The sequence below is a fragment of the Actinophytocola gossypii genome, from assembly GCF_025165815.1.
Taxonomy (GTDB): Bacteria; Actinomycetota; Actinomycetes; order Mycobacteriales; family Pseudonocardiaceae; genus Actinophytocola; species Actinophytocola gossypii.
In genome coordinates this window covers 1-24,123 of record NZ_JAFFZE010000003.1, presented here as the reverse complement: position 1 = coordinate 24,123, position 24,123 = coordinate 1, and the positions used below count along the sequence as shown (strand labels likewise).

The window sequence follows — 24,123 nt, the reverse complement described above, 5'->3', positions numbered from 1 at the left end:
TCCTTCTCCTCCTCGGGGTTGGTCTCTGGTCTAGCTGGCGCGGGCGCGTCGGCGGATGACGATCGCGGCGGCCAGCGCGGCGAGCCCGGCGAGTGAGAGGACCCACTCGGGGCTCGAACCGAGTCGATCGGACAGCGTAGTCGTCGACCGCAGCGCCACCCGTTCGACCAGGGCCGCGTCGGTGAACATGCCGCTCTGCTGGCTGACCGAGCCGTCGGGGCGGACGAACGCGCTGACCCCGCTGGTGGCCGACACCACGACGCTGCGGCCGTGTTCGACGGCCCGAACCCGGTCCATCGCCAGCTGCTGGTAGGTCATCTCGGAGTAGCCGAACGTGGCGTTGTTGGTGGGCACGGCGAGCAGGTTCGAGCCCTCGACCGACTCCCGCACCACGCCGTTGAACGCCACCTCGTAGCAGGTCGCCAGGCCGACCCTGGCGTTGCCCATCCCGAACACGACCGGCTCGGTCCCCGGCACGAAGTCCCCGGCGCGGTCGGCGAACGAGGTGAACAGCCCGAAGAACTCCCGCCACGGCATGGTCTCGCCGAACGGCTGCAGCTTGCGCTTGGTGTACTGGTCGACCGGGCCCTGCTCGGGGTCCCACAGCAGGACGGTGTTGCGGCCGCGGCCGTCGTCGCCGACCAGCACCGAGCCGACCGCGATCGGCGCGTCGATGGCCTGCGCGGCGCTCTCGATGCGCCCCCACGCGTCGGGGTTGCGGAACGGGTCGATGTCCGAGGAGTTCTCCGGCCAGATCACCAGGTCGGGCTGCTCGGCGCGGCCGGCGGCGACGTCGTCGGCGAGTTCCTGGGTGCGGGCGGCGTGGTTGTCGAGCACGGCGCGGCGCTGGGCGTTGAAGTCCAGGCCGGCGCGCGGCACGTTGCCCTGCACGATCGCGACCACCGCGGTCCCGTCGTTCGCGTCCGTGCCGACCAGCGGGATGGCGCCGAACGCGGCGGCGACCGGCAGGACGGTGGCCAGCGCCGGGGCGAGGAGCCGGCGGACCGTGCGGTCCCGGTCCAGCAGCCGGCGGGCCAGCGCGGCGGCACCGAACCCGGTCAGGGCGACGGCGAACGCGATCAGCGGGGTGCCGGCGACGGTGGCCAGCGGCAGGTAGACGCCCTCCGGTTGGGTGAACGCGACGTTGCCCCAGGGGAACCCGCCGAACGGGAACAGCGAGCGCAGCGTCTCCCCCGCCACCCACAGCAACGCGGCCCACACCGGCCAGGCCGGGAGCCGGGTGACCACCGCGATCGCGGCACCGGGCAACGCGACCAGCAGCGCCTCGGCCGCGCTGAGCGGCAGCCACGCCACGGCGCCGACGAACTCCCCGGTCCAGGCGAGCAGCGGCACCATGTAGCCGAGGCCGAAGCACAGCGCGTAACCGAACCCGGCGCGGGCCCGGCGGCCGACGAGCACCCAGCCGAGGACGGCGAACGCGATCGGGGCGAGCCACCACAGCGTGCGGGGCGGCCCGGACAGGAAGAGCAGCACGCCCGCGCCGAGGGCGGCGACGACCCGGACGAGCACCGCGACCAGCGCCTGCCGACGCGGGGCGGGTGCTACCGGTTCGTCGGACACGGCCGGTTCGTCCGGCTTGACCGCAGGTGTGACCACCCGGCCAGGGTACGGCGTGCCGTGTTCGCTCCTCGTCGCGCCACGGGGCCGCGGAGGGTGTACTCGGTGTGTCGGCTGTGTTCTAGCGGTCCTGGGACCGGTAGTGCGCGTCGTAGCGGGCGCGGATGGCGGCTTCGGTGTGTTCCTTGCGGGCGTCGCGGATCGCCTTCGCGGTGCCGGGGGCGTGGCCGTGGCGGACCGCGCGCATGTCGCAGCTTTCCTCGACGTAGGACAGGGAGAAGTAGGTGCCGACGATCAGCAGGAGCAGTGCCATCGCGAGCCGCAGCCCGATCGGGCCGGGGACCAGCAGGCACACCGAGGCCAGTGGTAGTACGAGGACGCCCATGCGGGCGGTGTGCCGCCATACCCAGGCGCGGGAGGTGACGTCGGCGAGTACCCAGGGGTGCAGGTGTTCGGGCAGCCGTCCGCCGACGGCGTACCAGAGCCATTGGAGCGGGTTCGGGCGTGCGGCCATACTGCTACACTAACACTTAGTACACTAACTATTAGGGTGATACGAGTCATGGAACGGACCGAACTCGGCGCCGGAACCGGTATCGACCTCGGCGAGGACCCGTTGGCACTGGACCGGCAGGTCTGCTTCGCGCTGTCGGTCGCCTCGCGCAGTGTCATCGCGATCTACCGGCCGCTGCTCGAACCCCACGGTTTGACTCATCCGCAGTACCTCGTGTTGCTCGCACTGTGGGAGAAGTCGCCGCGCACCGTCCGGGACATCGCCGACACGCTGCGGCACGAGCCGGCGACCCTCTCCCCCATGCTCAAACGCCTCGAGGCCCTCGGCTACGTCACCCGCCGCCGCGACAGCGCCAACGAACGGCAGCTCGCCGTCGAACTCACCGACGCCGGTCAGGCACTCCGCGCGGAGGCCGAGAAGATCCCCTACCGGGTGGTGGAGGAACTCGGCATGGAACTGACCGAGTTGGAGGCGTTGCACGCGGCGCTCTCCCGCGTCATCGCCGCCACTCGCTGATCCTCGCTGATCTTCGCTGCGCAACGAGTCCGAGCCGACGAGTCTGGGACTCGGCACGCACAGCAGATGAGGCGTGGCATGACCGGTGACCGGCATGCCACGCCCCTGACGTCAGCGTTTCTCACTCCAGCACCAGGTCTCCGGACCCCAGATCGGCTCACCGTCGAACGTCAAGGTGCCCGTGACACAGCCCTGCTCCCAGTCGAAATCGACGATGGCGCAGAACTCGTGCCCGAACCCCGAGACGCACTCCCTGCCGTCCGCGCGGAACGTCCACTCCTCGGCCTTCTCGTAACCGAACGGCGTCCAAATGTATACCGCCACCACCAGCCGTGGATCGTCGCTGTTGTAAATGTCGCAGGTGACTTCGAAGGGCCATTCGGCGATGTCACAGGCCTGCTCCTGTGTTCTTGGCGCACGGTCGACCGTCGCCTGGATGTTCGGCTGTGACTGCGCGACCGCGGCGACCGCGGCGGTATCCGTGCCGGTGATCGTGGACGCTTGGGCGGTGCTCGAAAGCGAGGACAGCACGAGCACTGCGGCGACCAGGGCGGGGACGAACCGAGTGGTCTTACTCATGGAAACTCCAAGTGTCGGGTAGCGAGGTCGATCATTCGATCGACCGCTCGAAAAGGCGTGTATTGATGTTTCACTGTTCCCGCGTGATGTTTTCTCCACGCGAACAATGCATTTCAAATATTCTCACGCCCCCGGCGGCTTCGTCGAGTCCACGGTGGACGGAACCGAAAACACTCGGCTGAGTGAAGGGGGTTGCCACACACGGTCATGTAATTACTTCAAACGTTGTCTTCGCCAGTCCATCCTGTCGTGGTCGCACACGATTTTGTTCGAGTCACCGTCAGTTGTCGGCGTCAACCATCGGCGGGTATTGTCCGAGATTGTGTCCCGCAGAAAGGTGATAGGCCCTTTCTCGGGTGACGGTCTGTCGTGTGTCCGGTCCGGGGCGGGAAGCCAGGCGCACGCGGACGACGACGGCGTCCACGGCGCGCGGAAGGTCTGGACCGCCGAACGGCAGGTAACGACGTGGCCGGGCCGCTCACGCCCGTTCGTGGTGAGCCCGGAGTACCCCGGGGGTCACCAGCCCCGACTCATAGGCGGCCATCACGGCCTGCGCCCGGTCCCGCAGACCCAGCTTGGCCAGGACGCGGCCGACATGGGTCTTCACGGTCTGTTCGGCGACCACCAGGTGTTCGGCGATCTCGCGGTTCGACAGGCCGCGGGCGATCAGGACCAGTACCTCCCGTTCCCGTGGGGTGAGTGCCCGCAACGACGGTGGGGGGCCGACGGCGGCCGGTGCGCGGGCGAAGTGCTCGATCAGGCGGCGGGTGACCGTCGGGGCGAGCAGGGCCTCCCCTGCCGCGACCACCCGTACGGCCGACACCAGTTCCTCTGGGGTGGCGTCCTTGAGGAGGAAACCGCTGGCTCCGGCGCGCAGCGCGGCGTAGACGTAGTCGTCGACGTCGAACGTGGTCAGTACCAGGACCCGGGCGTGGGTGGGAGTGGCGAGCAGACGTTCGGTCGCGGCCACACCGTCGAGGACCGGCATTCGTACGTCCATCAGCACCACGTCCGGGTTGGCGGATGCGCACACTTCCAGTGCGATCGCTCCGTTCGACGCGTGCCCGACGACCTCGATGCCGTCCTGAGCGTCGAGCAGCGCGGCGAAACCGGCGCGGACCATCTCCTGGTCGTCGACCACCACGACGCGGATCACGACACCTCCTGCACCGGCAGGGTGGCGCGGACCCGCCAGCCGCCGTTCGGTTGGTCGATCTCGAGCGTGCCGCCCAGCAGGGTCACCCGTTCCCGCAGGCCGACCAGTCCGTACCCGCCGGACGGGCCTTCGGGGGTACGCGTAGGGCGGGTGTTGAGAACCTCCACCACGACGGTCCCGGCGGTACGAGCGGTGCTGGTCGTGCCGGTGGTACCAGCGGAGTGGGCGGTAGCGGCGGTGTCAGCGAAGTCGGCGGTCCCGGCGGTGCCGACAGTGCTGGTCGTGTCGGCGGAGTCGGTGCCGGTCGTGCCGGTCCTCCTGGCGGTATCAGCGGTAGCGGCGGTGCTGGCGGGTTCAGCGGTGTCGGCACTAGCGGGGAGGTTGGCGGTGCCGGCGGTATCGGCGGTGCCAGTGGAGTTGACGGTGTCAGTTGTGCTGGTCCCGGCGGCCGCGCCGGTGGCGTTAGCGGTGTCGGCATCGTTAGCGGTGTCGGCATCGTTAGCGGTGTCGGCATCGGTGGTGGTGCCAGTGGCGTTGGCGGTGCTGGTTGTGGCGGTGATCGTCACGGTGGCGGTGGTGGTGGCGCCGGGGGCGTGGCGGACCACGTTGCTCAGGGCCTCCTGCACGACTCGGTACGCCGCGAGTTGCACCACGTTTGGCAGGTCGCGGGTGTGGGTGGGGAGATGCAGGCGGACGGGGGTGCCGGCGGCGGTGATTCTTTCGGCGAGGGCGGGCAGGTCGGCGAGTGTGGGCTGGGGCGCGAACGCTGGCCCGTCCGCGGTGTCCCGTAGCGCGGACAGGAGGCCGCGTAGTTCGGCCAGGGAGCCGCGGGCCAGGCGGGCTATGCCGGCGAACTCCTGGACGGCGGGTTCGGGCAGGTCGGGCAGCCGGTACCGGGCGGTCTCCGCCTGGACGGTGATCATCGACATGTGGTGGGCGACCACATCGTGCAGTTCGCGCGCGATGCGGGTGCGTTCCTCGACCACGGCACGCCGGGCTCGTTCGGCGGCGCTGATCCGCTGTTCCTGGGCCAGGGCGGCCGCGACGCGCAGTTGGCCGCGGGCCAGGTCGCCCAGCAGCGCACCGACCGCGCAGAGGGCGGTCGTGGTCAGCACCGACACCCACCAACTGTCCGGGAGGCCACGGGTCAGGGCGAGGAGCGTGCCGAGGGCGGTGAGTACGGCGAGCGCGATCACGGTCTGGCGTCGGTTGGTGTACGCGGAGAGGATCGTGGTCATCGCCACCAGTAGGCCGACGGTGCCGACCGCCCAGGGCCACGGCTCGGCGGGTGACACCGGGGTGGTGGCCAGGGCGGTGCCGACGGCGGCGGTGACGGCGAGCCACCAAGACTCGGTCGGCCAGCGGCGGTACAGCAGCAGCGGCAGCGCGCGCACGGCGCTCAACGCCCACGCCGCCGGTGGCGCGGTGTCGTAGTGCTGCACCAGGTCCAGCGTGCCGAGGACGAGCATGGCGGTGACGCCGGCGGTGACGGCGGTGCGGTGGCGCAAGCCTGAGCGCCGCCAGGACTGGAGCCAGGTCATGTCGGCCGGCCCTGGGTGGCGTGGATGACGGCTACGCAGACGGCCTGGATCGCGAGTGCGATCAGTGCGTGTACCGCCCACGCGCCGAGCAGGGTCGGACCGCCCCACGCGCCGGGTAACAGTGGGTCGAGCGGTCGGCTGAGTGCGTCGATGACGTCCGGCCGCAGTGGGTACAGCCATCCGCTCCACACCAGGAACAGGGCTACGAGGGCGGCGGTGAACGCGGCGGCGGCGCGGAGGATGCCAGGGCGGGTCGCGAGGTGGCGGCCGGTGAGGGGGCGGGTGGCGGCGTGGAGGACTTGGGTGATCGTTGTGTTCATGTCGGTAACGCTAGTTTTCGCAGGCTGGGACGTCGTCGGTCTACGGAGCCAACTCGCGTGTCATACCGGGGTGCTACACGATGGGGGGATGTTGGCGGTGGGTTCGGTTGTTCTCGGTGTGTCCGACGTTGCCCGGGCGATGCGGTTCTGGGGTGGGGCGCTCGGTTACGTTCCCCGGGACGATCCGGAGCCGGACTGGGTCGTGCTCCGTCCGGCCGACGGCGTCTCCGGGCCGAACATCTCGCTCGGCACCAGCCGGACCCCGGTCCAGGACAAGCCCCGGGTCCATCTCGACCTCTACACCCGCACCCCGGCGGCCGAGATCGAGCGGCTTCTCGGGCTCGGGGCCACGCGAGTCGACTGGGACGATTACCCGCCGGGCGCGGACTTCACCGTCCTCGCCGACCCGGAGGGCAACCGGTTCTGTGTGATCGACACCGGCGGCGCACCCTAGAGCAGGCGGCGCAGTACCTTGCCGGTCGCGTTGCGCGGCAAGGAGTCCACGAACACCACGTCGCGGGGAACGGCGAACCGGGGTAGGTGGTCGTGGACGTACTCGCGTACCGCCGCCTCGGTGAGGGTCGCGCCGGGACGCAGCGCCACGTAGGCGGCGAACCGCTGGCCGAACTCGCGGTCCGGCACGCCGACGACGGCGGCGTCGGCGACCTGCGGCAGGGTCGCCAGGAGCTCCTCGACCGGGCGCGGGAACACGTTCTCCCCACCGGAGATGATCATGTCGTCGTCGCGGCCGGAGACGAACAGCCGGCCGTCGGCGTCGAGGTAGCCGCGGTCGCCGGTCACCATCAGGTCGCCGTAGACGGGGTTCGTGCCACCGCCGGTGTAGCCCTCGAACAGCATGTCGTTGCCGACGCAGATGCGGCCGACCTCGCCGGGCGGCACGGGGTCGCCGTCGGCGTCGAGGATGCCGACGCGGGTGCCGATCGGGCAGCGGCCGGCGGTGGTGGGCGCCGCGCGCAGGTCGGCGGGGTCGGCGATGCTGGCCCAGGACACCTCGGTGGATCCGTAGAGGTTGTAGAGGACGTCGCCGAACTGGTCGAGGACGGAGGTGACCAGTCGCCCGGACAGCGGTGAGCCGCTGCTGGCGACGACCCGCAGCGACGAGGTGTCGTAGTTGCGGATCACCTGTGGCGGCAGGTCCATGATGCGCTGCAGCATGATCGGCACCACGAACAGGGACGTGGCGCGGTGTTCCTCGATCAGCCGCAGCGTCGACTCGGCGTCGAACCGGCGGGCCAGGACCAGTTGCGCGTGCAGGGGCATCCCCAGTTGCAGTGCCGCGAGGCCCCAGGTGTGGAACAGGGGCGCGGCGACCAGCATGCGTTCGCCGGCGCGCAGCGGGATCCTGGACAGCACCGCCGCGGCGGTGCGCAGGCCGTGCGGGTTGCGGCGGCGGGCGCCTTTCGGGTTGCTGGTGGTGCCCGACGTCAACACGATGATCTTGCCGGGGGCGGTGGGTGGCCGCACCCGGTCGGCCGGCGCCTGCTCGATCAGGCCGTCGACGGACGGTTCGTCGCCGCCCCAGGTGCTGATCCTCGGGAGCCCGCGCGGCAGCCCGGCGGTCAGCGGCAGGAACTCCTCGTCGAGCAGCAGCGCGGCCGGGCGGTGGCCGTGCACCACGTCGGTGACCTGCGCGGCGGACAGACCGGTGTTCAGCAGCAGCGTGTGCGCGCCGAGCTTGCCGCACGCGATCAGCGACTCCACCAGGGCTCCGTGGTTGCGGCACATCAGCGCCACCCGCCTGCCCTGCCGCACCCCGTAGTCGGTCAGCCCGTTCGCCAGCCGGGTGGTGCGGGTGTCGACGTCGGCGAAGGTCAGCTCGCCGAGGTCGTCGGTGATGGCCCGTTCGTGCGGGGTGCGGGCGAACGCGGCCTGGTAGCCGCCGGCGACCGTGGCGCCCCACCGGGTGAGCGCGTTGAGCTGCCGCACCAGCCGGTCCGGGCGGCCCGCCGCGAGCACCCCGGCGCGGGTGAGGATCTTCGCGACCGCCAGCTGGGACTGCGGGGTCGAGGCCTGGTCCAGGCGGTCGGTGACGGTGCCGGACAGGCGGGCGTCGAGCAGCGCGATGGCGTGCCGGGCGCGTTTGCGCAGCCAGCCGGCGGTGACCGCGGTCGGGTGGCGGGTGCGGGGCAGCGAGATCGTCAGCTCCAGCTCGGTCCGCTCGGGCGCGAGCGCGGTCAGCCGGACGGCGACGTGTCCGCGTGGCCAGTGCCGGCTGACCGCGACCAGGTGGTCGGGCGGGCGGTGCACCAGGATCTCCACGTCGTGGCGGGCGACCGGGCCCTGGTCGACGGTGAACCGCACGTCGTAGTGCGTGCCCGCGCCGGTTCGTTCCCCACCTGAGCGCTGGGACCAGGAGATTTCGCGGACGAACCTGGGGTAGGACTCGATGTCGTTGACCGCGGCCCACAGCCGGTCGCGCGGGTGGTCGAGCGTCGCGGCCACTTCGACCAGGTCTGCCGACACGAGCTCCTCCGTCCGCGGGGGCGAACGCCCAGAGCTAGCTTTACTAGCAGCGTGCTCCATTCGGAGCAAGACCTCGTCCCGGAATGTGGAAGTCAGTCCTTGGCGGCGGTGGGTACCACGACGGTCGCGTTGGCGCGGGTGGCGACGACCGGCGGGTCGAGCACGTCGGCGGCGGACGGGCCGCGTTCCGGTGCGGCGCGGCACAGCACCCGCGCCTCGAACGCGATGTCGCGGGAGCGGGTGCCGACCCTGGTGAGGGTGGCGGTCACCTCGACCACGTCACCGGCCTGGATCGGGGCGAGGAACTCGACGTCGGAGTAGCCGGCCAGCAGCGACTCGTCGCGGTCGGTGTGGATCGACAGGTCCGTCGCCACGTCCCCGAACAGCGCCAGCCCGTACGCGCCGTCCACCAGGTTCCCGCCGTAGTGGGCGTGCGCGTACGGCACGTACCGGCGGTGGGTGACGGAGAACCCGACGGTCAGGCTCATGTTGCTCCTTCTGGTTGGGCGGTCCGCAGTGCGTGCACGAGGTAGGAGGCGACCTCGCCGGGGGTGGTGCCCCGGCCGAACACCCGGTCCACGCCGAGTTCACCGGCCATCAGCGGGTCGAACCGCGGCCCGCCGGCGACGAGCACGGGGCGGCGGTCGCCCATCGCCTCCCGGAACGCCGCGGACATCTCCTGGGTGTTGAGGATGTGCGCGTCGCGCTGGGTGACGACCTGGGACACCAGCACGGCGTCGGCCTTCTCGGCGCGGGCGCGTTTCACCAGCTCGGGCACGGTGACCTGGGCGCCGAGGTTGACCACGCGCAGCTCCCGGTAGTACTCGAGGCCCTTCTCGCCGGCGAAGCCCTTGATGTTGAGGATCGCGTCGATGCCGACGGTGTGCGCGTCGGTGCCGATGCAGCCGCCGACCACGACCAGCTTGCGCCGCAACAGCTTGCGCAGCACGCCGTTGACCTCGGCCGGGGACAGCAGCGGGTATTCGCGCTCGACGACCTCGACGGCGTCCAGGTCGACGATGTGTGTGGCGGAGCCGTAGACGACGAAGAACGTGAAGTCGCCGCCGATGCCGTGCGAGTGCACGACCATCGCCGGGTCGAGCCCCATCTTGGCGGCCAGTTGCAGCGCGGCGCCCTCGGCCTTGGGGCCGGGTGGCACGGGCAGCGTGAACGACACCTGCACCATGCCGTCGCCGGTGGTGTCGCCGTACGGGCGGACGTGTCGTTTCACTTGCCCTCCAGCAGGTCCGCGGCCGGGTTGCGGTAGCCGTCGGCCTTGGCGATCACGCCGTCGGCGCCCTTCCCGGCGTCCGGTGGGCGTTTCATCAGGCCGAAGGTGCCGTCGGCGATCGCGTCGAGCAGGCCGTCGCGCACGATCCGGTCCAGCAGGTCGACGGCCTCGCCGAGGACCTGGTGGGCGCGTTTGACGATGAACCCGTCCGGGGCGGGCCGGAAGTCCTCGGCCAGCCCGGACGCGGCGTCCAGCACGTAGCGGACGTTGCGCAGCGCGAGGTCTCGGTCGGACAGGAACGGGGTCACCACGGCCTCGGTCATCATGCCGACCAGCAGGATCGACTGTCCGGTGAGGACACCGGCGAGGTTGAAGAACCCGTCGAGCTGGTAGCCGGCGAACACGTCGCCGGTCATGTGCTTGGTCGGCGGCATCCACTTCAGCGGCGCGTCGGGGAACAGTTCGCGGGCCAACAGGGCGTGCGCGAGTTCGAGCCGGAACGACTCGGGCACCGCCGGGTTGATCTCGAACGCGTGCCCGAGGCCGAGCAGTTCGTCCGGCAGGCCCGCCTCGTGCGCGAAGTGCTCGTTGAGCAGCTGGGACACGGTGACGGTGTGCGCGGCGTCGACGGCGTCGGCGGTGGTGAGGTAGTTGTCCTCGCCGGTGTTGATGACGATGCCGGCGCGGGCGTGGACCTGGCGGGAGAACCGCTGGTCGACGAACGTGCGGATCGGGTTGATGTCGCGGAACAGGATGCCGTACATGGAGTCGTTGAGCATCATGTCCAGGCGTTGCAGGCCGGCGAGCACGGCGATCTCGGGCATGCACAGCCCGGACGCGTAGTTGGTGACGCGGATGTAGCGGCCGACCTCCTTGGACACGTCGTCCATCGCCGCGCGCATGATCCGGAAGTTCTCCTGGGTGGCGTAGGTGCCGGCGAACCCGTGGTGGGTGGCGCCTTCTGGCACGTAGTCCAGCAGGGACTGCCCGGTGGAGCGGATGACGGCGATGATGTCGGCGCCGGCGCGGGCGGCGTTGGCGGCCTGCACGACGTCCTCGTCGATGTCGCCGGTGGCGACGATCAGGTAGATCCACGGGCGGCGCGGGGGGTTGCCGAAGCGGGTGACGAGCTTGTCGCGTTGGGCGCGGTTGCGGTCGACGGTGCGCAGGCCCTTCGCGATGGCGGTGTGCCCGGTCCTGGCGGCGCGGTCGGCGGCGCGGCCGGTGGGGATCCGGTACTGGATCTGGCCGGCGGCGGTGGCCTCGGCGAGTTCGGTCAGCGAGCCGAGGTCGTGTTCGCGCAGCGCGTGGAACGCGGGCAGGACGACGCCGTGGTCGAGGCCGCAGTGGTCGCGGACGGTGTCGACGACGCGGTTCACCCACGGCACGTCGCCGGCGCGGTGGCCGGTGTCGGCGCCGGTGATGCCGGCGAGCCGCAGCGTCGCGCGCTCGACGGCGACGGTGGTGTGGGCCTTCGCGATCGACACGACCGGTTCGGCGGCGCGGGCGGCGAGCCGGCGGGCGGTCGCGACCACCTCGGGGTCCAGGCCAAGCAGCGTCATGTCAGGGGCACCTCGTGGATCGTCTGTCCGTTGCGTACGGTCCGCAGGCAGGTCTGGTCGCGCCACACCGCGAACGTGGCGGGCGCGCCGACGGTGAGTTCGCCGGTCCAGGGGTCGCGGGCGGCGGCGCGGCCGCCCGAGGTGTGCGCGGCGAACGCGGCCGTCTCGTCGATGCCGGAGCCGGGGGTGCGGTGGTGCACGGCGGCGCGGATCGTGGCCCACGGGTCGACCGGGGTGACCGGGGTGTCGGACCCGAACGCCAGCGTCACCCCGGCGGCCGCGAGCGTCGCGAACGGGTTCAGGGCGGCGGCGCGGGCACCGAGCCGGCGGGCGTACATGCCGTCCTGGCCGCCCCAGGCGGCGTCGAACAGCGGCTGCACCGACGCGACCACCCCGAACCGGGCCAGCTCGTCGGCCTGCTCGGCGGTGACCATCTCCAGGTGCTCGAGCCGGTGCCGCGCGGTGACCAGTGCCCGCTCCCCCACGATCTTCTCGGCGCGCCGGAACCCGTCGACGACCTCGGCGACGGCGGCGTCGCCGATGACGTGGAACCCGGCCTGGGTGCCGGTCTCGGTGCAGGCGACCAGGTGGGCGGCGATCTGCTCGGCGTCGAGGTAGCGGGCGCCGCTGGTGTCCGGTGCGTCGGTGTAGGGCTCGTGCAGCGCGGCGGTGCGGGAGCCGAACGCGCCGTCGACGAACAGGTCTCCGGCCAGCCCGCGCGCGCCGGGCACCCGCACGCCGCGCTCACCCCAGTACCCGACGATTTCGACACCGGTGTCGAGGGTGAGCAGGTCGTCGAAGTCCTCGCGGCCGGAGATGTCCGGGCCGCCGCACTCGTGCACGCACGCCACGCCCATCGACGCTGCGTGCCGCAGGAACGCGTGCTGCGCCGCCCGCCGCTGCCCGGGCGCGATGGACGCGCGGGCGGCACGGCGCACGTGGTGGTGCGCGTCGCGGGCGAGTGGGCCGGTGTCCGACCAGCCGGCCGCGGTGCGCGCCGAGGGCGCGAGGTCGACCAGCGCGGACGACACCAACGCCGAGTGCACGTCGATCCGCGACAGGTACACCGGAACGCCGCCGGCGACGGTGTCCAGTTCCTCGCGGGTCGGGGGCCGGTTCTCCGGCCACGCGGTCTCGTCCCAGCCGTGGCCCCACAGCAACGCCCCCGGTTCGGCGCGGTCGCGGACGGCGTCGAGCACGTCGCTGACGCGGGTGGCGGCGGTGAGGTCCAGGCCGGTGCGCAGCAGACCGGCGGCGGTGGCGTGCACGTGGGCGTCCACGAACGCGGGCGCCACCAGCGCGCCGTCCAGGTCCACCACGTCGCCGGGGGTGCCGGGGTAGTCGGCGCCGATCCAGGAGAGCACTCCGTCGGTGACCGCGAACGCGGTCGCGGACGAGCCGTGGATCCGGGCACCGGTGAACAGGGTGGTCATGTCGAGGCAGTGTGCCGTTCGCGTCGGTCGAACAGCTCGCGAACCCCTGGGACCGTGCGCAGCAGGTCGAGCGCGAACTCGGCGTGGCCGGGCACGTACCCGTTGCCGACCAGCATCCGCACGTCCGCCGCCAGGCCCTCGGCGCCCAGCGCGGCGGCGGAGAACGAGGTGGCCATCGAGAAGAACACGATCGTGCCGCCGTCCGCGGTGGCCAGCACGGCGCCGTGCTCGCAGCCCGGCACGTCCACGCACACCACGGTCACGTCCACCTGCTCGCCCACGGTGTCGGCGACGGCGACGGGGTCCCGGGCGTCGGCGACCAGCACCTCGTCGGCCAGGCCGGCGGCGCGCACCGCGTCGGCCTCGGTGTCGGTCGGCACCAGCGCGACCAGCCGGTCGGCGCCGGCGCGGCGCGCGGCCGCCAGCGACAGGCTTCCGGACTTGCCGCCACCGCCGAGGACCAGCACCGAGGACCCCGGTCCGGCGTCGCGCACCACGCGGTCGGTCAGCGCGGGCGCGCCGCACACGTCCAGCACGGACAGCGCGAGCCCGTCCGGCAGGTCGTCGGGCAGGCGGGCGGCGATCGACCGGCCGAACAGCACCGCGGTCCCCCGGCACGGCACCTGCTCGCCCTCGCCCGACCAGCCGGCGAGCCCGTCGGTGATCCGCAGCGGGGTCAACGTCAGCGACACCAGGGTCGCGATCCGGTCCCCCACCCGCAGGCCCAGCGGGGACTCGGGGCCGACCTCGCGGACCGTGCCGAGCAGCATGCCGCCCGACCCGGTGACCGGGTTGTGCATCTTCCCGCGCTCCTCGACGATCCCGAGCACCGCCGACCGCACCGCGTCCGGGGACCCGTGCCGCTCGCGCAGCTGCCGGTAGGACGCGGCGTCGAGGTTGAGCCGGGCGACGTCGACCAGCACCTCGTCCGGCCACAGGCGGTCGTCCGTGGACAGCCGCCACGCCTGCTGCGGCAGCACCCCCGCCGGTTCCACCACGCGGTGCAGCCCATACGCCGAAGAGGACACCCAACCACCCACTCCCGTAGGATTTACGTCGATACAAGCATCTGGCAGCATATCTTTACGCAACCCTACCGGCGAGGAGAACAGATGACGGCGCTGCATGACGTGGCCACCGCCGCCACGACAGTCTCCGAGGCAGTCGACGAGACCGCGCGGCAACCGTACGAGTACGTCCGGCGGGAGCTGGTCGAGCCCGACTGGCGCCGCTTCCCCGGCTGGCGGGACGTCACCGAGGCCCAGTGGCGCGACGCGCAGTGGCAGCGGGTGCACTGCGTGAAGAACGCCAAGCAGCTCCGCGCGGTGATGGGTGACCTGCTCGACGAGTCGTTCTACGACGACCTGCTCGACGACCAGCGGCGGCTGGCCACGATGTCGATGCTGCTGCCGCCGCAGATGCTCAACACGATGGTGCCGTCGGCGGAGGGCTCGTTCACGAGCGCGTTCCTGGCCGACCCGATCCGCCGGTACATGCTCCCCGTCGCCAGCGACCGGGACCCGGACTGGCCGAACCACCCGCACAGCTCGCGGGACTCGCTGCACGAGGCGGAGATGTGGGTCGTCGAGGGGTTGACCCACCGCTACCCCACCAAGGTGCTGGCCGAGCTCCTGTCGACCTGCCCGCAGTACTGCGGCCACTGCACCCGGATGGACCTGGTCGGCAACTCCACCGAGCAGGTCGACAAGCACAAGCTCACGCTCAAGCCGGTCGACCGCCAGGACAGGATGATCGACTACCTGCGGCGCACCCCCGGCGTGCGGGACGTCGTGGTCTCCGGTGGCGACGTCGCGAACGTGCCGTGGCACCAGCTCGAGGCGTTCCTGATGCGGCTGCTGGACATCGACACCGTCCGCGACATCCGGCTCGCCACCAAGGCGCTCGCCGGGCTGCCGCAGCACTGGCTGCAGCCCAAGGTCGTCGAGGGCCTGGAGCGGGTCGCCCGCACGGCCGGTCGGCGCGGTGTCAACCTGGCCATCCACACCCACGTCAACCACGCCCAGTCGGTCACCCCGCTGGTCGCCGAGGCCGCCCGCACCGCGCTGGAGGTCGGCGTGCGGGACGTCCGCAACCAGGGCGTGCTGATGCGCGGCGTGAACGCCACCCCGGACGACCTGCTGGACCTGTGCTTCGCGCTGCAGGGCGAGGCGAACATCCTGCCGTACTACTTCTACATGTGCGACATGATCCCCAACGCCGAGCACTGGCGGGTCGCGGTGTGGGAGGCCCAGCAGCTCCAGCACGGGATCATGGGCTACCTGCCCGGGTACGCCACGCCGCGGATCATCTGCGACGTCCCGTACGTCGGCAAGCGGTGGGTGCACCAGCTCGCCGACTACGACCGGGAGCGCGGCGTCTCGTACTGGACGAAGAACTACCGCACCGGCATCGAGCACGACGACCCGGACGCGCTGAGCCGCCGCTACCCGTACTACGACCCGATCGCCACGCTCCCGGAGGCCGGGCAGAAGTGGTGGCGCGACTACGAGGCCGAGTAACCGTCAGCCGAAGTTGTCGGGGTCCGGGCCGGTGCGGTGCCCGCGTTCCAGGGTGCCCAGCGCGGCCAGGTCCTCCTCGGCCAGGTCGAACCCGAACACGTCCAGGTTCTCCCGGATCCGCGACGGCGTCACCGACTTCGGGATCACCACGTTCCCCAGGCTCAGGTGCCAGCGCAGCACCACCTGAGCCGGGGTGCGGCCGTGCCGCTCGGCGAGCTCGGTGACCACGGGCTCGGCCAGTAGGTCACCGCCCTTGGCCAGCGGGCTCCACGCCTCGGTCACGATGCCGTGCTCGGCGTGCAGTCCGCGCAGCTCGGCCTGCTGCAGGTACGGGTGCAGCTCGATCTGGTTGACCGCCGGCACGGTGCCGGTCTCGTCGAACAGCCGCCGCAGGTGCGCGGGCTGGAAGTTCGACACGCCGACCGCCCGGACCCGCCCGTCGGCCAGCAGCTTCTCCAGCGCCCGCCAGGTCTCGACGTACCGGTCGGCCGACGGCGCCGGCCAGTGGATCAGGTACAGGTCGACGTGGTCCAGGCCGAGCGCGCGGGTGCTGGTGTCGTAGGCGCGCAGTGCCGCGTCGTAGCCGTGGTCGTCGTTCCACAGTTTGGTCGTGACGAACAGCTCGTCGCGGGGGATGCCGGACGCGCGGATCGCGTCGGCCACCCCGGTCTCGTTGCCGTAGACCTTGGCGGTGTCGATGCTGCGGTACCCGGCCCGCAGGGCCTCCGAGACCGCGGCCTCGGTCTCGTCGTTCGGCACCTGGAACACGCCGAAGCCGAGCTGGGGCATGGGGACGCCGTTGTTCAGGGTGACAGTCGGGATGGTCATGCCCCGGTCATACCCGCTGCTCGCCGGATCCGCACATTGGCGACGCGTGATCAAATGCACACGGTGTGAAGTGGCCTTGTTCGGCTCTACCCCGAACGGCGTGCTTCGTGGACACTCCACCAGGTCGGTCGCCCACCCAGTGCGACCACCGTGTTCACGAGGAGTGTGACGTGTCCATCCGAAGAAGGACGGTGGCGGCCGCGGTCCTGCCCGCGATCGCCATGAGCATGATCGGGCTGACCGCCGCGGTACCCGCCCAGGCCGCCGAACCCGACCTGCGGGACCGGCTCGAGGCGCTGCCGAACGTGACCGTCACCTCCGAACAACCGGCGCCGGCACCCGGCTACCGGTTCTTCCTGCTCACCTACCGGCAGCCCGTCGACCACACCGACCCCGGCGGGCAGACGTTCGAGCAGCGGTTCCAGCTGCTGCACCGCGCCGAGGACCGGCCGATGGTGCTGCACACCACGGGCTACGACATGCCCGAGTACGCGTTCCGCTCCGAGCCGACGGCGCTGCTGGACGCCAACCAGATCTCGGTCGAGCAGCGGTTCTTCACCCCGTCCCGACCCCAGCCGGCCGACTGGGACACGCTGAACATCTGGCAGGCCGCCACCGACCACCACCGGATCGTGCAGGCCCTGGCGGACGTGTACACCGCGAACTGGATCTCCACCGGCGCCAGCAAGGGCGGCATGACCTCGGTGTACCACCGGCGCTACTACCCGCGGGACGTGGACGGGGTGGTCGCCTACGTCGCCCCCAACGACGTGCACAACAAGTCCGACGCGGCCTACGACCGGTTCTTCGCCACCGTCGGCGCCACCCCGGAGTGCCGCACGGCGCTCAAGACGCTGCAGCGGGAGGCGCTGAGCCGCCGCACGGACCTGGTGAACCTGTACGACGACTACGCCGCCGCCAACGACCTCACGTTCGAGCGGGTGTTCGGGTCGACGGACAAGGCGTTCGAGATGACCGTGCTGGACGTCGAGTGGGCGTTCTGGCAGTACTCCGGCGAGTCGGCGTGCGGCGCGGTCCCCGGCCCGGAGGCCACCGACCAGGAGATCTTCGACTTCATCGACTCGGTCGCCGGGTTCGGGTTCTACGCCGACGAGGGCATCACCCCGTACGCGCCGTACTACCACCAGGCCGCCACCCAGCTCGGCTGGCCGCAGCCGAAGTTCCGGTACCTCAAGGACCTGCTGCGCTACCCGAACCTGTACGTGGCGAACTCCAGCCTGCCGGCGGAGCTGCGGTCCCGGCACGACCCGTGGCCGATGACCGACGTCGACCGCTGGGTGCGCCGCCAGGCGAGCGAGATGCTGTTCGTCTACGGCTCGAACGACCCGTGGGGCGCCGAACCGTTCCACCCCAGCGACAACGACTCCCACACCTACACCGCGCCGGGCGCCAACCACGGTGCCGACATCGCCGCGCTGAACCCGGCCGACCGGGCCGCCGCGACCGCGACCCTGCGCCGCTGGGCCGGCGTGGAGGGTGCGGTCAGCGCGCGGTCCGCGCGGGTCGGGGTGCTCGACGAGCGTGACCCGCGGGACATCCGCCGGCCGCTCTAGGTGCTCTCAGCGCGCGGCGTCCCGCCCGGGGTGGGGCGCCGCGCGCCGGGCCAGTACCAGCAGCACCGACGCGACGACCAGCAGCGGGAACCCGGACGCCGGCTGGATCAGCGCGCACAGCAGCGACCAGCCGGCGACCGTCCAGGTCACGTATCCGGGCAGCGCCTGCTCGCGGGCGGCCGACCGCCACAGCAGCAGCCCCACCAGCAGCAGCGGCACCGCGAAGCTGCCGAGCAGCCGGAAGAACGCGCCCTGCTCGGCCGGCGGCGGCTCCCCCACCGCCGTCGCCTCCCACAGTGCGCCGCTCGCCCAGTCCGGCACGAAGTCCAGCGACGTGACGAGGAAGAACAGCAGGTGCGCAGCGGAGACCACGACGATCAGCCGCCCCGCCCAGAGCGTCAACGTGCGGGCGCGGCCGGTCAGGGTGTGGGCACTCACGGCATCGATGATCCACCATCGCGCTGGGGATGGTGCGGCCGGACTCTCTAGACTTGACGCCGATGCGACCACGGGGATGGCGAGCCTGGATCGCGCTCGCGGCGGTAGTGATGCTGTGCGGGCTGTTCGTGCTGGTCGGCTCCCCGCAGGAGCCGGCGCCGCTGCCCGGCCCGCCGCGCGACGCGCCGCGGGTGCTGGTGGCGATGGGCGACAGCACGATGTCCGGGGAGGGCGCCGGCGACTACGAGCCGGGTACCGACGGGCAGGACGGCAACTGGTGCCACCGCTCCCCGCACGCCTCGATCCACCAGACCGACCTGCCCGGGATCGACGACACCCACAACCTCGCGTGCTCCGGCGCGCCGTCCCCGCAGGTGGGGCTCGGTGACGTGGAGCAGTACACCGAGCCGTCGCAGGCCGAACGGCTCGGGGAGATCGCCGAACGCGAGCGGGTGGTGGCGGTCGTGGTCGCCTCCGGCGCCAACGACGACCCCGGGTTCTCGCACGTGCTCAACGCCTGTGTGCAGGCGTGGACCGAACGGACCGAGCCGTGCGGCGAGGTCGTCGGCCCGGAGTGGGGCGAGCGGGTGGACCGGATGGTGCCCAAGCTCGTCGACGCGCTGCGCGACATCCGCACGGTGATGCGCGACGCCGGCTACGCCACCGACGACTACGCGCTCGTCGTGCAGTCCTACGCCGCGCCGATCGGCCCGGACATAGCGCCCGACCTGCAGGACCTGTCCGGCTGCCCGTTCCGCGAGGACGACCTGCGGTGGGTCGGGGACACCGCGGTGCCGGTGCTCACCGCCGGCGTGCGGCAGGCCGCGGCGGAGGTGGACGCCCGGTTCCTCGACCTGTCCCGCGCGGGGATCGGCCGGGAGGCCTGCACCCACGGCGACGACCAGGACCAGGAGTGGTTCCGGCGGCTGGCGGTGCGGTGGGACGACCTGCAGGAGGACGGCCGGGCCAGCCACGCGCTGCAGGAGTCGTTCCACCCCAACGCCCGAGGTCACGCCCAGCTGGGGAACTGTCTGGGTGAGTTCCTCGGCACCGACGACCGGGCGGCCGCGTGCCTGCCCGGTGAGGACGGCGACCTGCACGCGGCGACCAGCGCCGGCGACTGACCCGGCCCGGTCAGGGCAGCGAGATCCGGCCGTCCTCGACCAGGATCTCCCGTTCGCCGAGCGGTTCTGGCGCGGGGCCGGCGGTGACCGAGCCGTCGGCGATGGCGAACTTGCTGCCGTGGCAGTCGCAGTTGATGGTGCCGCCGGCGACGGTCGACACCAGGCAGCCCTGGTGGGTGCACACGGCCGAGAAGCAGCGGATGTCGCCCCGGGTGGGTTGGGTGATCACGATCTCCTGGTCGGCGAACACGGTGCCGCCGCCGACCGGGATGTCCGATGTGGACGCCAACGGGGGCGGCGCCGGTTCGGTGGTGGTCTGTTCGGTGGTCTCGGCGGGAGGTTCGGTGGTCTGCGCGGTGGTGTCCGGTGGGGCGCCGCCGGTGACCAGCTTCCCGTCCGCGGTGACGCTGACCTGTTGCGCGGCAAGGGGTTCGGGGGCCGGGCCGGCGAGGACGGCGCCGTCGCCGACACCGAACTTGCTGTTGTGGCAGTCGCAGTTGATGGTGCCGTCGGCGACGCCGGTGACCACGCAGCCCTGGTGGGTGCACAGCGCGGAGAACCCGCGGAACACGCCCTCGGACGGCTGGGTCACCACGATCTCCCGGTCGCGGAACACCGTGCCGCCGCCGACCGGGACGTCGCTGGCGAGGCCGAGGACGTCCCCGGTCGCGCCACCGCCCGTGTCCTCTCCGGCGATGGTGTCGGGTTGCGGGGTGTTCGGGCCGCCGTAGCGGGCGCACGCGGAGGCCAGGCCGCAGACCGCGACGGTGCCGGCCACCGCGGTACGCCTGGGCAGCACCGGACTGTTGTCGTTCATCGATCCCTGCCTTAGAAAGTCACACCGAACTCGGTGAAGAACCAGACCGACGACGTCAGCCACAGGCCGGTCAGCCCGGTGAACACGACGCCGCCCATGACCGGGAGCACCCAACCGGGCTTGTCGTCCTTGGTGAGCACGATCATCTTGCAGACGAAGATCCCGTAGAAGAAGCAGCCGAGCAGCGAGTGCAGCAGCACGCGGGTGTCGAAACCCTGGAACCCCAGCGCGTACAGGCAGTGCGCGGCGACCGGCAGCGACACCAGCACGGCCAGCCGCCCGGACCAGCGGTGCAGCACCCCGGCGATCCGGCCGTCGCCGCGCACGCCGGGCAGCCTGCCCCACATGGCCAGCGAGGTGAGCACCTGCACGACCGCGAGCGCGAACGCGGCGGTGCCGAGCCACGCCTTCGCGTGCAGGCCGCTGGAGAACCCGGCGAGGCTGAACGCCAGGTTCGTCGGCTCGTGCAGCTTGCCGTACACGCCGATGGCGACCGCGACCAGCGACCCGACCGCGAGCGCGGTGATCACGGCGCGGAAGTTCCCGCGCCGGGGTTCTTCGCCGTCGTCGAGGACGTCGTCGGGCAGGCCCCACTGGTCGGTGCTCCACGGGGTCGGGCCGAGTGCCGGTCTGGTCCAGTGTTCTGGCACCGGTTGGGTGCTGTCGGCGTCCGGTTCGGGTCCGGCCGGCCCGAAGTCGGGCGGCCCGGTTCGCGCGCTCATCACGATGGTCTCCTGTCTCCCGCTGGTCACGCTCAGAAGGTCGTGTCGCCGGCGACCTCGTCGGCCACGACGCGCCGCCCGTCGAGGGTGACCGCGCCGCGTTCGGGGTTCAGCCTCGGCGCGGGCTCCGACCCGCCGGGGCCGGTCGCGATGCCGACCTGGGTGCCGTCCGGCAGGACGATCCAGCCGATGGTGGCCTCGGCGCCCTCGCCCCGGTACAGCCCGGCGGGTGCTTTCGCCTCGCCCGCGGTGAACGGGAGCTCCTGGCCCGCCACGGTGGCCGTGCCGGTCAGGTCCCGGCCGTCGAGGGTGGCGACGACCCGGTTGGTGCCGTCCTTGGACCGCACGTCCAGCCGCCCGTCGCGGGCGGTGCCCTGCAGCCAGGACTCGACGTTCGCGCCGTCGCAGAGGTAGGCGGCGGCCTGCTCGCCCTTGACGGCGACGGCGATCGTCATCGGGCCGCCGTCGACCTCGCCGGCGTAGACGGCCTCGGCCGGGAACGGCGCGGGCTCGTCGGGTGGGGCCGGTTCGGTGGTCTCGACCTCGGTGGTCGGCGGCACCTCGGTGGTCTCCGGGGGTGGCTGGGTCTCGGTGGGCGGCTGGGTCGGTGGTTCGGTCGGGGTTTCCGACGCGGTCGCCGCGACCTCGCTGGTGGCCTGCTGGCCGCTGTCGTCCACGACCAGCCCGCCGACCGAGTTGACCGTCATCATCCCGACCAGGCCGCCCACGGCGACCACGGCGGAGACCACCGGTCCGCGCACTGCCATCACACCCTTCCTGTTCTTGCTCGCTCGCCCTCGTACACGAGCCGGCCGGCGGTCCGGTTCAACCCGGTTTCGGACACGCCGTGCCCGAATGGACCGGCGCGACGGTTTCGGGTGCGAGAATCAAGTGAACGGTCGAGATCGATTCGCGGGGATCAAGGAGGCTGTGGTGGCGGAGAACGATCCGGCGCACCTGGACCGGCTCGGCGAGCTGGTCCGGCCGGTGCCGCTCGCCGACTTCGCGACCACGCTGTGCCGGTGGCTGCGGGACGCCCACGAGGCCGCCGCCGACGTGCAGGCGCAGCGGCGCTCCAACCACCGCGGCGGCTGGAGCAACAACACCAGCTTCGGCACCGACCGCTACCAGTACCTGCTCAACACCGCGAACTCGCTGGACACCGAGCTGCCCGGCCTGGTCGTGGACTCGGCGTTCCAGTCCGTGCTGCTCAAGTTCGCGCGGTTCGGCGTGTACCAGATGCAGCTGCCGACGGGCCCGCGCGGCTCGATCGGCGACGCCAGCGACCTGCGGCGGGACCTGCTCACCACCAGCGGCGACCCGGGGTTGCTCAGCCGCCGGGACGTCTGGCTCGCCGACCGGCAGCTGCTGTTCCTCGGCTGGGCGGGCAACGAGGACGACGGGTTGACCGGCGCCTGGGTCGGGCAGGGCGAGCTGTACGAGAACCGGGTCGAGTGGGAATGGCTGCTCGACCTGCTCGCGATCGCCGACGACGTCGGGGCCGGGCCGGTGCCCGAACCGCGCCGGTCCGCGCCGCTGGACCCGACGATCTTCGACGTGCCGGAGCCGGTGGTGCCGATCCGGCCGCGGCTCGACCGTGAGCGACGATCGTCGTCGTGACGTCGTCACCCGCGTAGAGCCGTCACCCGCGTAGAGCCACGCTCCGTGCTGGACCACGATGGGTCCAGCCGTTTCGCCGTACCTCGAGGAGTGCCGTCGTGTCCCCGGATGCCGCCGCCGTCGCGCTGGCGTTCGACCCTGCCCGGCTGACCCAGGCCCGCGAGCTGGCCGGCTTGCGTAAACGCGAGCTGGCCGACGCGATCGAGCGGACCGCGGCGGCGGTGTCGCAGTACGAGCTGGGGCAGTCCCGGCCGAGCGGGGAGACCCTGCGGCGGTGCGCGTCGGCGCTCGGGGTGCCGGTCACGTTCTTCACGACCGGGCGACCCCATCTGCGGTTGGACACCGCGCGCGCGCACTTCCGGTCACTGCGCGCGACCACGGTGGTGCAGCGGCAGCAGGCGCTCGCGCACGTCGAGTTGCTGTGGGAGCTGACCGACCAGCTGGAGCGGGTGGTGGAGCTGCCGCCGGTGGACCTCCGCCTGCCGCTGGACCTCCCGCCCGGCGACCCGGCCGCGACGGCGCGGATGACCCGCAAGGCGTGGCACCAGCCGACCGGGCCGGTGGTGCACCTCGTGCGTCATCTCGAGGCGCGCGGCATCGTGGTCGCCCGGATCCCGGCGGTGGACGCCGAGACGATCGACGCGTTCTCCGCGGCGCTGCACGGCCGTCCGATGATCGTGCTGTCGCGGAAGGGGAACCCCATGCGCCGCCGGTTCTCGGTCGCGCACGAGCTGGGGCACCTGCTGCTGCATCCCGACCCGGCGCCGGGCTCGGGCCACCACGAGCGCGCGGCGAACGCGTTCGCCGCGGAGCTGTTGATGCCGGCGGCGGAGATCGCGGACCGGTTGCCGACGCCGGTGAACGTGGCCGCGCTCAAGGAGGTCGCGGACGGCTACGGGGTGTCGGTGGCCGCGCTCGCGTATCGGGGCAAGGACCTGGGGGTGTACGGCGAGTCGACGGTGCGGCGGGTGATGGCGGCGCTCACCGGGTTGGGGTGGCGGACGCGGGAGCCGGTGCGGTCCGAGTATCCCGGGGAGGAACCGGAGTTGCTGTCCCGTGCGGTGGAGCTGGCGGGGGCGCACGGCCTGCCGATGGCCAGGCTGGCCGCGAACCTGCATGTCGGGCTGCCCCGGTTGCGGGCATTGGTCGGGGTGCCGGACCATCGGCCGAGGTTGCGGTTGGTGCACGGGGGCGCGCCGGACTAGCGCGACCTCCGGCGGTCACCGGAGCATCAGGGCGCGTTCCCACGGGTCGCCGGCCCCTTCGAGGAACCTGGCGCGGGCGGCTCCGCGTTCTGGTCTCGACGGTGCACCTCGGTGAGGACGTGTTCCAGCCGGGCGGGCAGGTTGCGTAGTCGTGGGGGGTCCGCTGCGCGCATCGCGAAGGCGAGCGCCGGAACTCCACCGAACAGCTGGGCCGGTGACCAGTTCGCGGGTCGCCGACGCGAGGTAGGAGTGGGTGAGCTCCCGGTGCCGCGAGTCGCCGTGCGCGAGTTCGGCGACTCGCGGCACCGGGGTAACCGTCGGCCAAAGACACCGGGGACCCCGGGCGGCGCCCTCGCGTTACC

At 72.0% G+C, this 24,123-nt stretch carries 24 protein-coding genes; 7 read left to right on the top strand and 17 right to left on the bottom strand.

Annotation, left to right across the window (positions count from 1 at the left end):
• Positions 1-30: 30 nt before the first annotated feature.
• Both lnt and JT362_RS00915 read right to left on the bottom strand, forming a co-directional pair.
• Positions 31-1,617, bottom strand: coding sequence for an apolipoprotein N-acyltransferase (gene lnt / locus JT362_RS00920; RefSeq protein ID WP_260189040.1), 1,587 nt, complete (start codon positions 1,615-1,617; stop codon positions 31-33).
• An 82-nt stretch (positions 1,618-1,699) separates the two neighbouring features.
• Positions 1,700-2,092 (bottom strand): DUF5313 family protein, encoded by a 393-nt coding sequence (locus JT362_RS00915; RefSeq protein WP_260189039.1) that lies wholly within the window; start codon positions 2,090-2,092, stop codon positions 1,700-1,702.
• A 48-nt stretch (positions 2,093-2,140) separates the two neighbouring features.
• On the opposite strand from JT362_RS00915, the gene JT362_RS00910 reads away from it, so the two are divergent.
• Positions 2,141-2,608 (top strand): MarR family winged helix-turn-helix transcriptional regulator, encoded by a 468-nt coding sequence (locus JT362_RS00910; RefSeq protein ID WP_260189038.1) that lies wholly within the window; start codon positions 2,141-2,143, stop codon positions 2,606-2,608.
• A gap of 111 nt (positions 2,609-2,719) precedes the next feature.
• Here the strand turns inward: JT362_RS00910 and JT362_RS00905 are convergent, their stop codons facing one another.
• The 4 genes from JT362_RS00905 to JT362_RS00890 all read right to left on the bottom strand — a co-directional run bounded on the left by JT362_RS00905 (position 2,720) and on the right by JT362_RS00890 (position 6,204).
• Positions 2,720-3,187 (bottom strand): hypothetical protein, encoded by a 468-nt coding sequence (locus tag JT362_RS00905; protein WP_260189037.1) that lies wholly within the window; start codon positions 3,185-3,187, stop codon positions 2,720-2,722.
• 478 nt (positions 3,188-3,665) lie between these two features.
• Positions 3,666-4,343 (bottom strand): response regulator, encoded by a 678-nt coding sequence (locus JT362_RS00900; protein ID WP_260189036.1) that lies wholly within the window; start codon positions 4,341-4,343, stop codon positions 3,666-3,668.
• Positions 4,340-5,884, bottom strand: coding sequence for a histidine kinase (locus JT362_RS00895; RefSeq protein ID WP_260189035.1), 1,545 nt, complete (start codon positions 5,882-5,884; stop codon positions 4,340-4,342). Before JT362_RS00895 ends, JT362_RS00900 begins: the two co-directional genes overlap by 4 nt.
• Positions 5,881-6,204 (bottom strand): hypothetical protein, encoded by a 324-nt coding sequence (locus tag JT362_RS00890; protein ID WP_260189034.1) that lies wholly within the window; start codon positions 6,202-6,204, stop codon positions 5,881-5,883. Before JT362_RS00890 ends, JT362_RS00895 begins: the two co-directional genes overlap by 4 nt.
• Before the next feature lie 118 nt (positions 6,205-6,322).
• On the opposite strand from JT362_RS00890, the gene JT362_RS00885 reads away from it, so the two are divergent.
• A complete protein-coding gene (locus tag JT362_RS00885) occupies positions 6,323-6,658 on the top strand; it encodes a VOC family protein (protein WP_260189033.1) in 336 nt (111 codons plus the stop codon).
• Here JT362_RS00885 and JT362_RS00880 read toward each other — a convergent pair.
• The 6 genes from JT362_RS00880 to kdd all read right to left on the bottom strand — a co-directional run bounded on the left by JT362_RS00880 (position 6,655) and on the right by kdd (position 13,912).
• A complete protein-coding gene (locus JT362_RS00880) occupies positions 6,655-8,688 on the bottom strand; it encodes an AMP-binding protein (RefSeq protein WP_260189032.1) in 2,034 nt (677 codons plus the stop codon). The two genes, JT362_RS00885 and JT362_RS00880, sit on opposite strands and share 4 nt — an antisense overlap.
• Before the next feature lie 92 nt (positions 8,689-8,780).
• Positions 8,781-9,176, bottom strand: coding sequence for a 3-aminobutyryl-CoA ammonia lyase (gene kal, locus JT362_RS00875; protein ID WP_260189031.1), 396 nt, complete (start codon positions 9,174-9,176; stop codon positions 8,781-8,783).
• Positions 9,173-9,919 carry a lysine 5,6-aminomutase subunit beta gene (gene kamE, locus JT362_RS00870; RefSeq protein WP_260189030.1) on the bottom strand — a complete coding sequence of 249 codons (747 nt, stop codon included), beginning with the start codon at positions 9,917-9,919 and terminating at the stop codon, positions 9,173-9,175. The genes kal and kamE overlap by 4 nt, the downstream gene beginning before the upstream one ends.
• Positions 9,916-11,481, bottom strand: a complete 1,566-nt coding sequence (kamD, locus tag JT362_RS00865; protein ID WP_260189029.1) for a lysine 5,6-aminomutase subunit alpha — start codon at positions 11,479-11,481, stop codon at positions 9,916-9,918. Before kamD ends, kamE begins: the two co-directional genes overlap by 4 nt.
• On the bottom strand, positions 11,478-12,914 hold the full coding sequence (locus JT362_RS00860; RefSeq protein WP_260189028.1) for an amidohydrolase: 1,437 nt from the start codon (positions 12,912-12,914) through the stop codon (positions 11,478-11,480). The genes kamD and JT362_RS00860 overlap by 4 nt, the downstream gene beginning before the upstream one ends.
• Complete coding sequence (gene kdd, locus JT362_RS00855; RefSeq protein ID WP_260189027.1) at positions 12,911-13,912, bottom strand: L-erythro-3,5-diaminohexanoate dehydrogenase; 1,002 nt, start codon at positions 13,910-13,912, stop codon at positions 12,911-12,913. Before kdd ends, JT362_RS00860 begins: the two co-directional genes overlap by 4 nt.
• Before the next feature lie 114 nt (positions 13,913-14,026).
• Between kdd and JT362_RS00850 the strand changes: the two genes are divergently transcribed.
• Positions 14,027-15,433 carry a KamA family radical SAM protein gene (locus JT362_RS00850; protein ID WP_260189026.1) on the top strand — a complete coding sequence of 469 codons (1,407 nt, stop codon included), beginning with the start codon at positions 14,027-14,029 and terminating at the stop codon, positions 15,431-15,433.
• A gap of 3 nt (positions 15,434-15,436) precedes the next feature.
• Here the strand turns inward: JT362_RS00850 and JT362_RS00845 are convergent, their stop codons facing one another.
• Positions 15,437-16,261 carry an aldo/keto reductase gene (locus JT362_RS00845; RefSeq protein WP_260189025.1) on the bottom strand — a complete coding sequence of 275 codons (825 nt, stop codon included), beginning with the start codon at positions 16,259-16,261 and terminating at the stop codon, positions 15,437-15,439.
• Positions 16,262-16,431: 170 nt separating this feature from the next.
• Here JT362_RS00845 and JT362_RS00840 point away from each other — a divergent pair, with 170 nt between their 5' ends.
• Positions 16,432-17,835 (top strand): S28 family serine protease, encoded by a 1,404-nt coding sequence (locus JT362_RS00840; RefSeq protein ID WP_260189024.1) that lies wholly within the window; start codon positions 16,432-16,434, stop codon positions 17,833-17,835.
• Positions 17,836-17,841: 6 nt separating this feature from the next.
• Here JT362_RS00840 and JT362_RS00835 read toward each other — a convergent pair whose 3' ends face one another.
• Complete coding sequence (locus JT362_RS00835) at positions 17,842-18,273, bottom strand: DUF6463 family protein (protein ID WP_260189023.1); 432 nt, start codon at positions 18,271-18,273, stop codon at positions 17,842-17,844.
• Positions 18,274-18,335: 62 nt separating this feature from the next.
• Between JT362_RS00835 and JT362_RS00830 the strand changes: the two genes are divergently transcribed.
• Positions 18,336-19,397: a GDSL-type esterase/lipase family protein gene (locus JT362_RS00830; RefSeq protein WP_260189022.1), complete on the top strand. Its 1,062-nt coding sequence runs from the start codon at positions 18,336-18,338 to the stop codon at positions 19,395-19,397.
• A gap of 10 nt (positions 19,398-19,407) precedes the next feature.
• Here the strand turns inward: JT362_RS00830 and JT362_RS00825 are convergent, their stop codons facing one another.
• Genes JT362_RS00825 through JT362_RS00815 form a run of 3 tightly spaced genes read right to left on the bottom strand, consistent with a single transcriptional unit; the run spans position 19,408 to position 21,703 of the window.
• A complete protein-coding gene (locus JT362_RS00825) occupies positions 19,408-20,214 on the bottom strand; it encodes a Rieske (2Fe-2S) protein (protein WP_260189021.1) in 807 nt (268 codons plus the stop codon).
• 11 nt (positions 20,215-20,225) lie between these two features.
• Positions 20,226-20,966: a DUF6529 family protein gene (locus JT362_RS00820; protein ID WP_260189020.1), complete on the bottom strand. Its 741-nt coding sequence runs from the start codon at positions 20,964-20,966 to the stop codon at positions 20,226-20,228.
• A gap of 2 nt (positions 20,967-20,968) precedes the next feature.
• Complete coding sequence (locus JT362_RS00815; protein WP_260189019.1) at positions 20,969-21,703, bottom strand: hypothetical protein; 735 nt, start codon at positions 21,701-21,703, stop codon at positions 20,969-20,971.
• Positions 21,704-21,869: 166 nt separating this feature from the next.
• Between JT362_RS00815 and JT362_RS00810 the strand changes: the two genes are divergently transcribed.
• Positions 21,870-22,556, top strand: coding sequence for a hypothetical protein (locus JT362_RS00810; protein ID WP_260189018.1), 687 nt, complete (start codon positions 21,870-21,872; stop codon positions 22,554-22,556).
• Positions 22,557-22,654: 98 nt separating this feature from the next.
• The gene (locus JT362_RS00805) at positions 22,655-23,761 is read left to right on the top strand and encodes a helix-turn-helix domain-containing protein (protein WP_260189017.1); all 1,107 of its coding nucleotides are present in this window, start codon (positions 22,655-22,657) and stop codon (positions 23,759-23,761) included.
• The last annotated feature ends 362 nt before the right edge of the window (positions 23,762-24,123 follow it).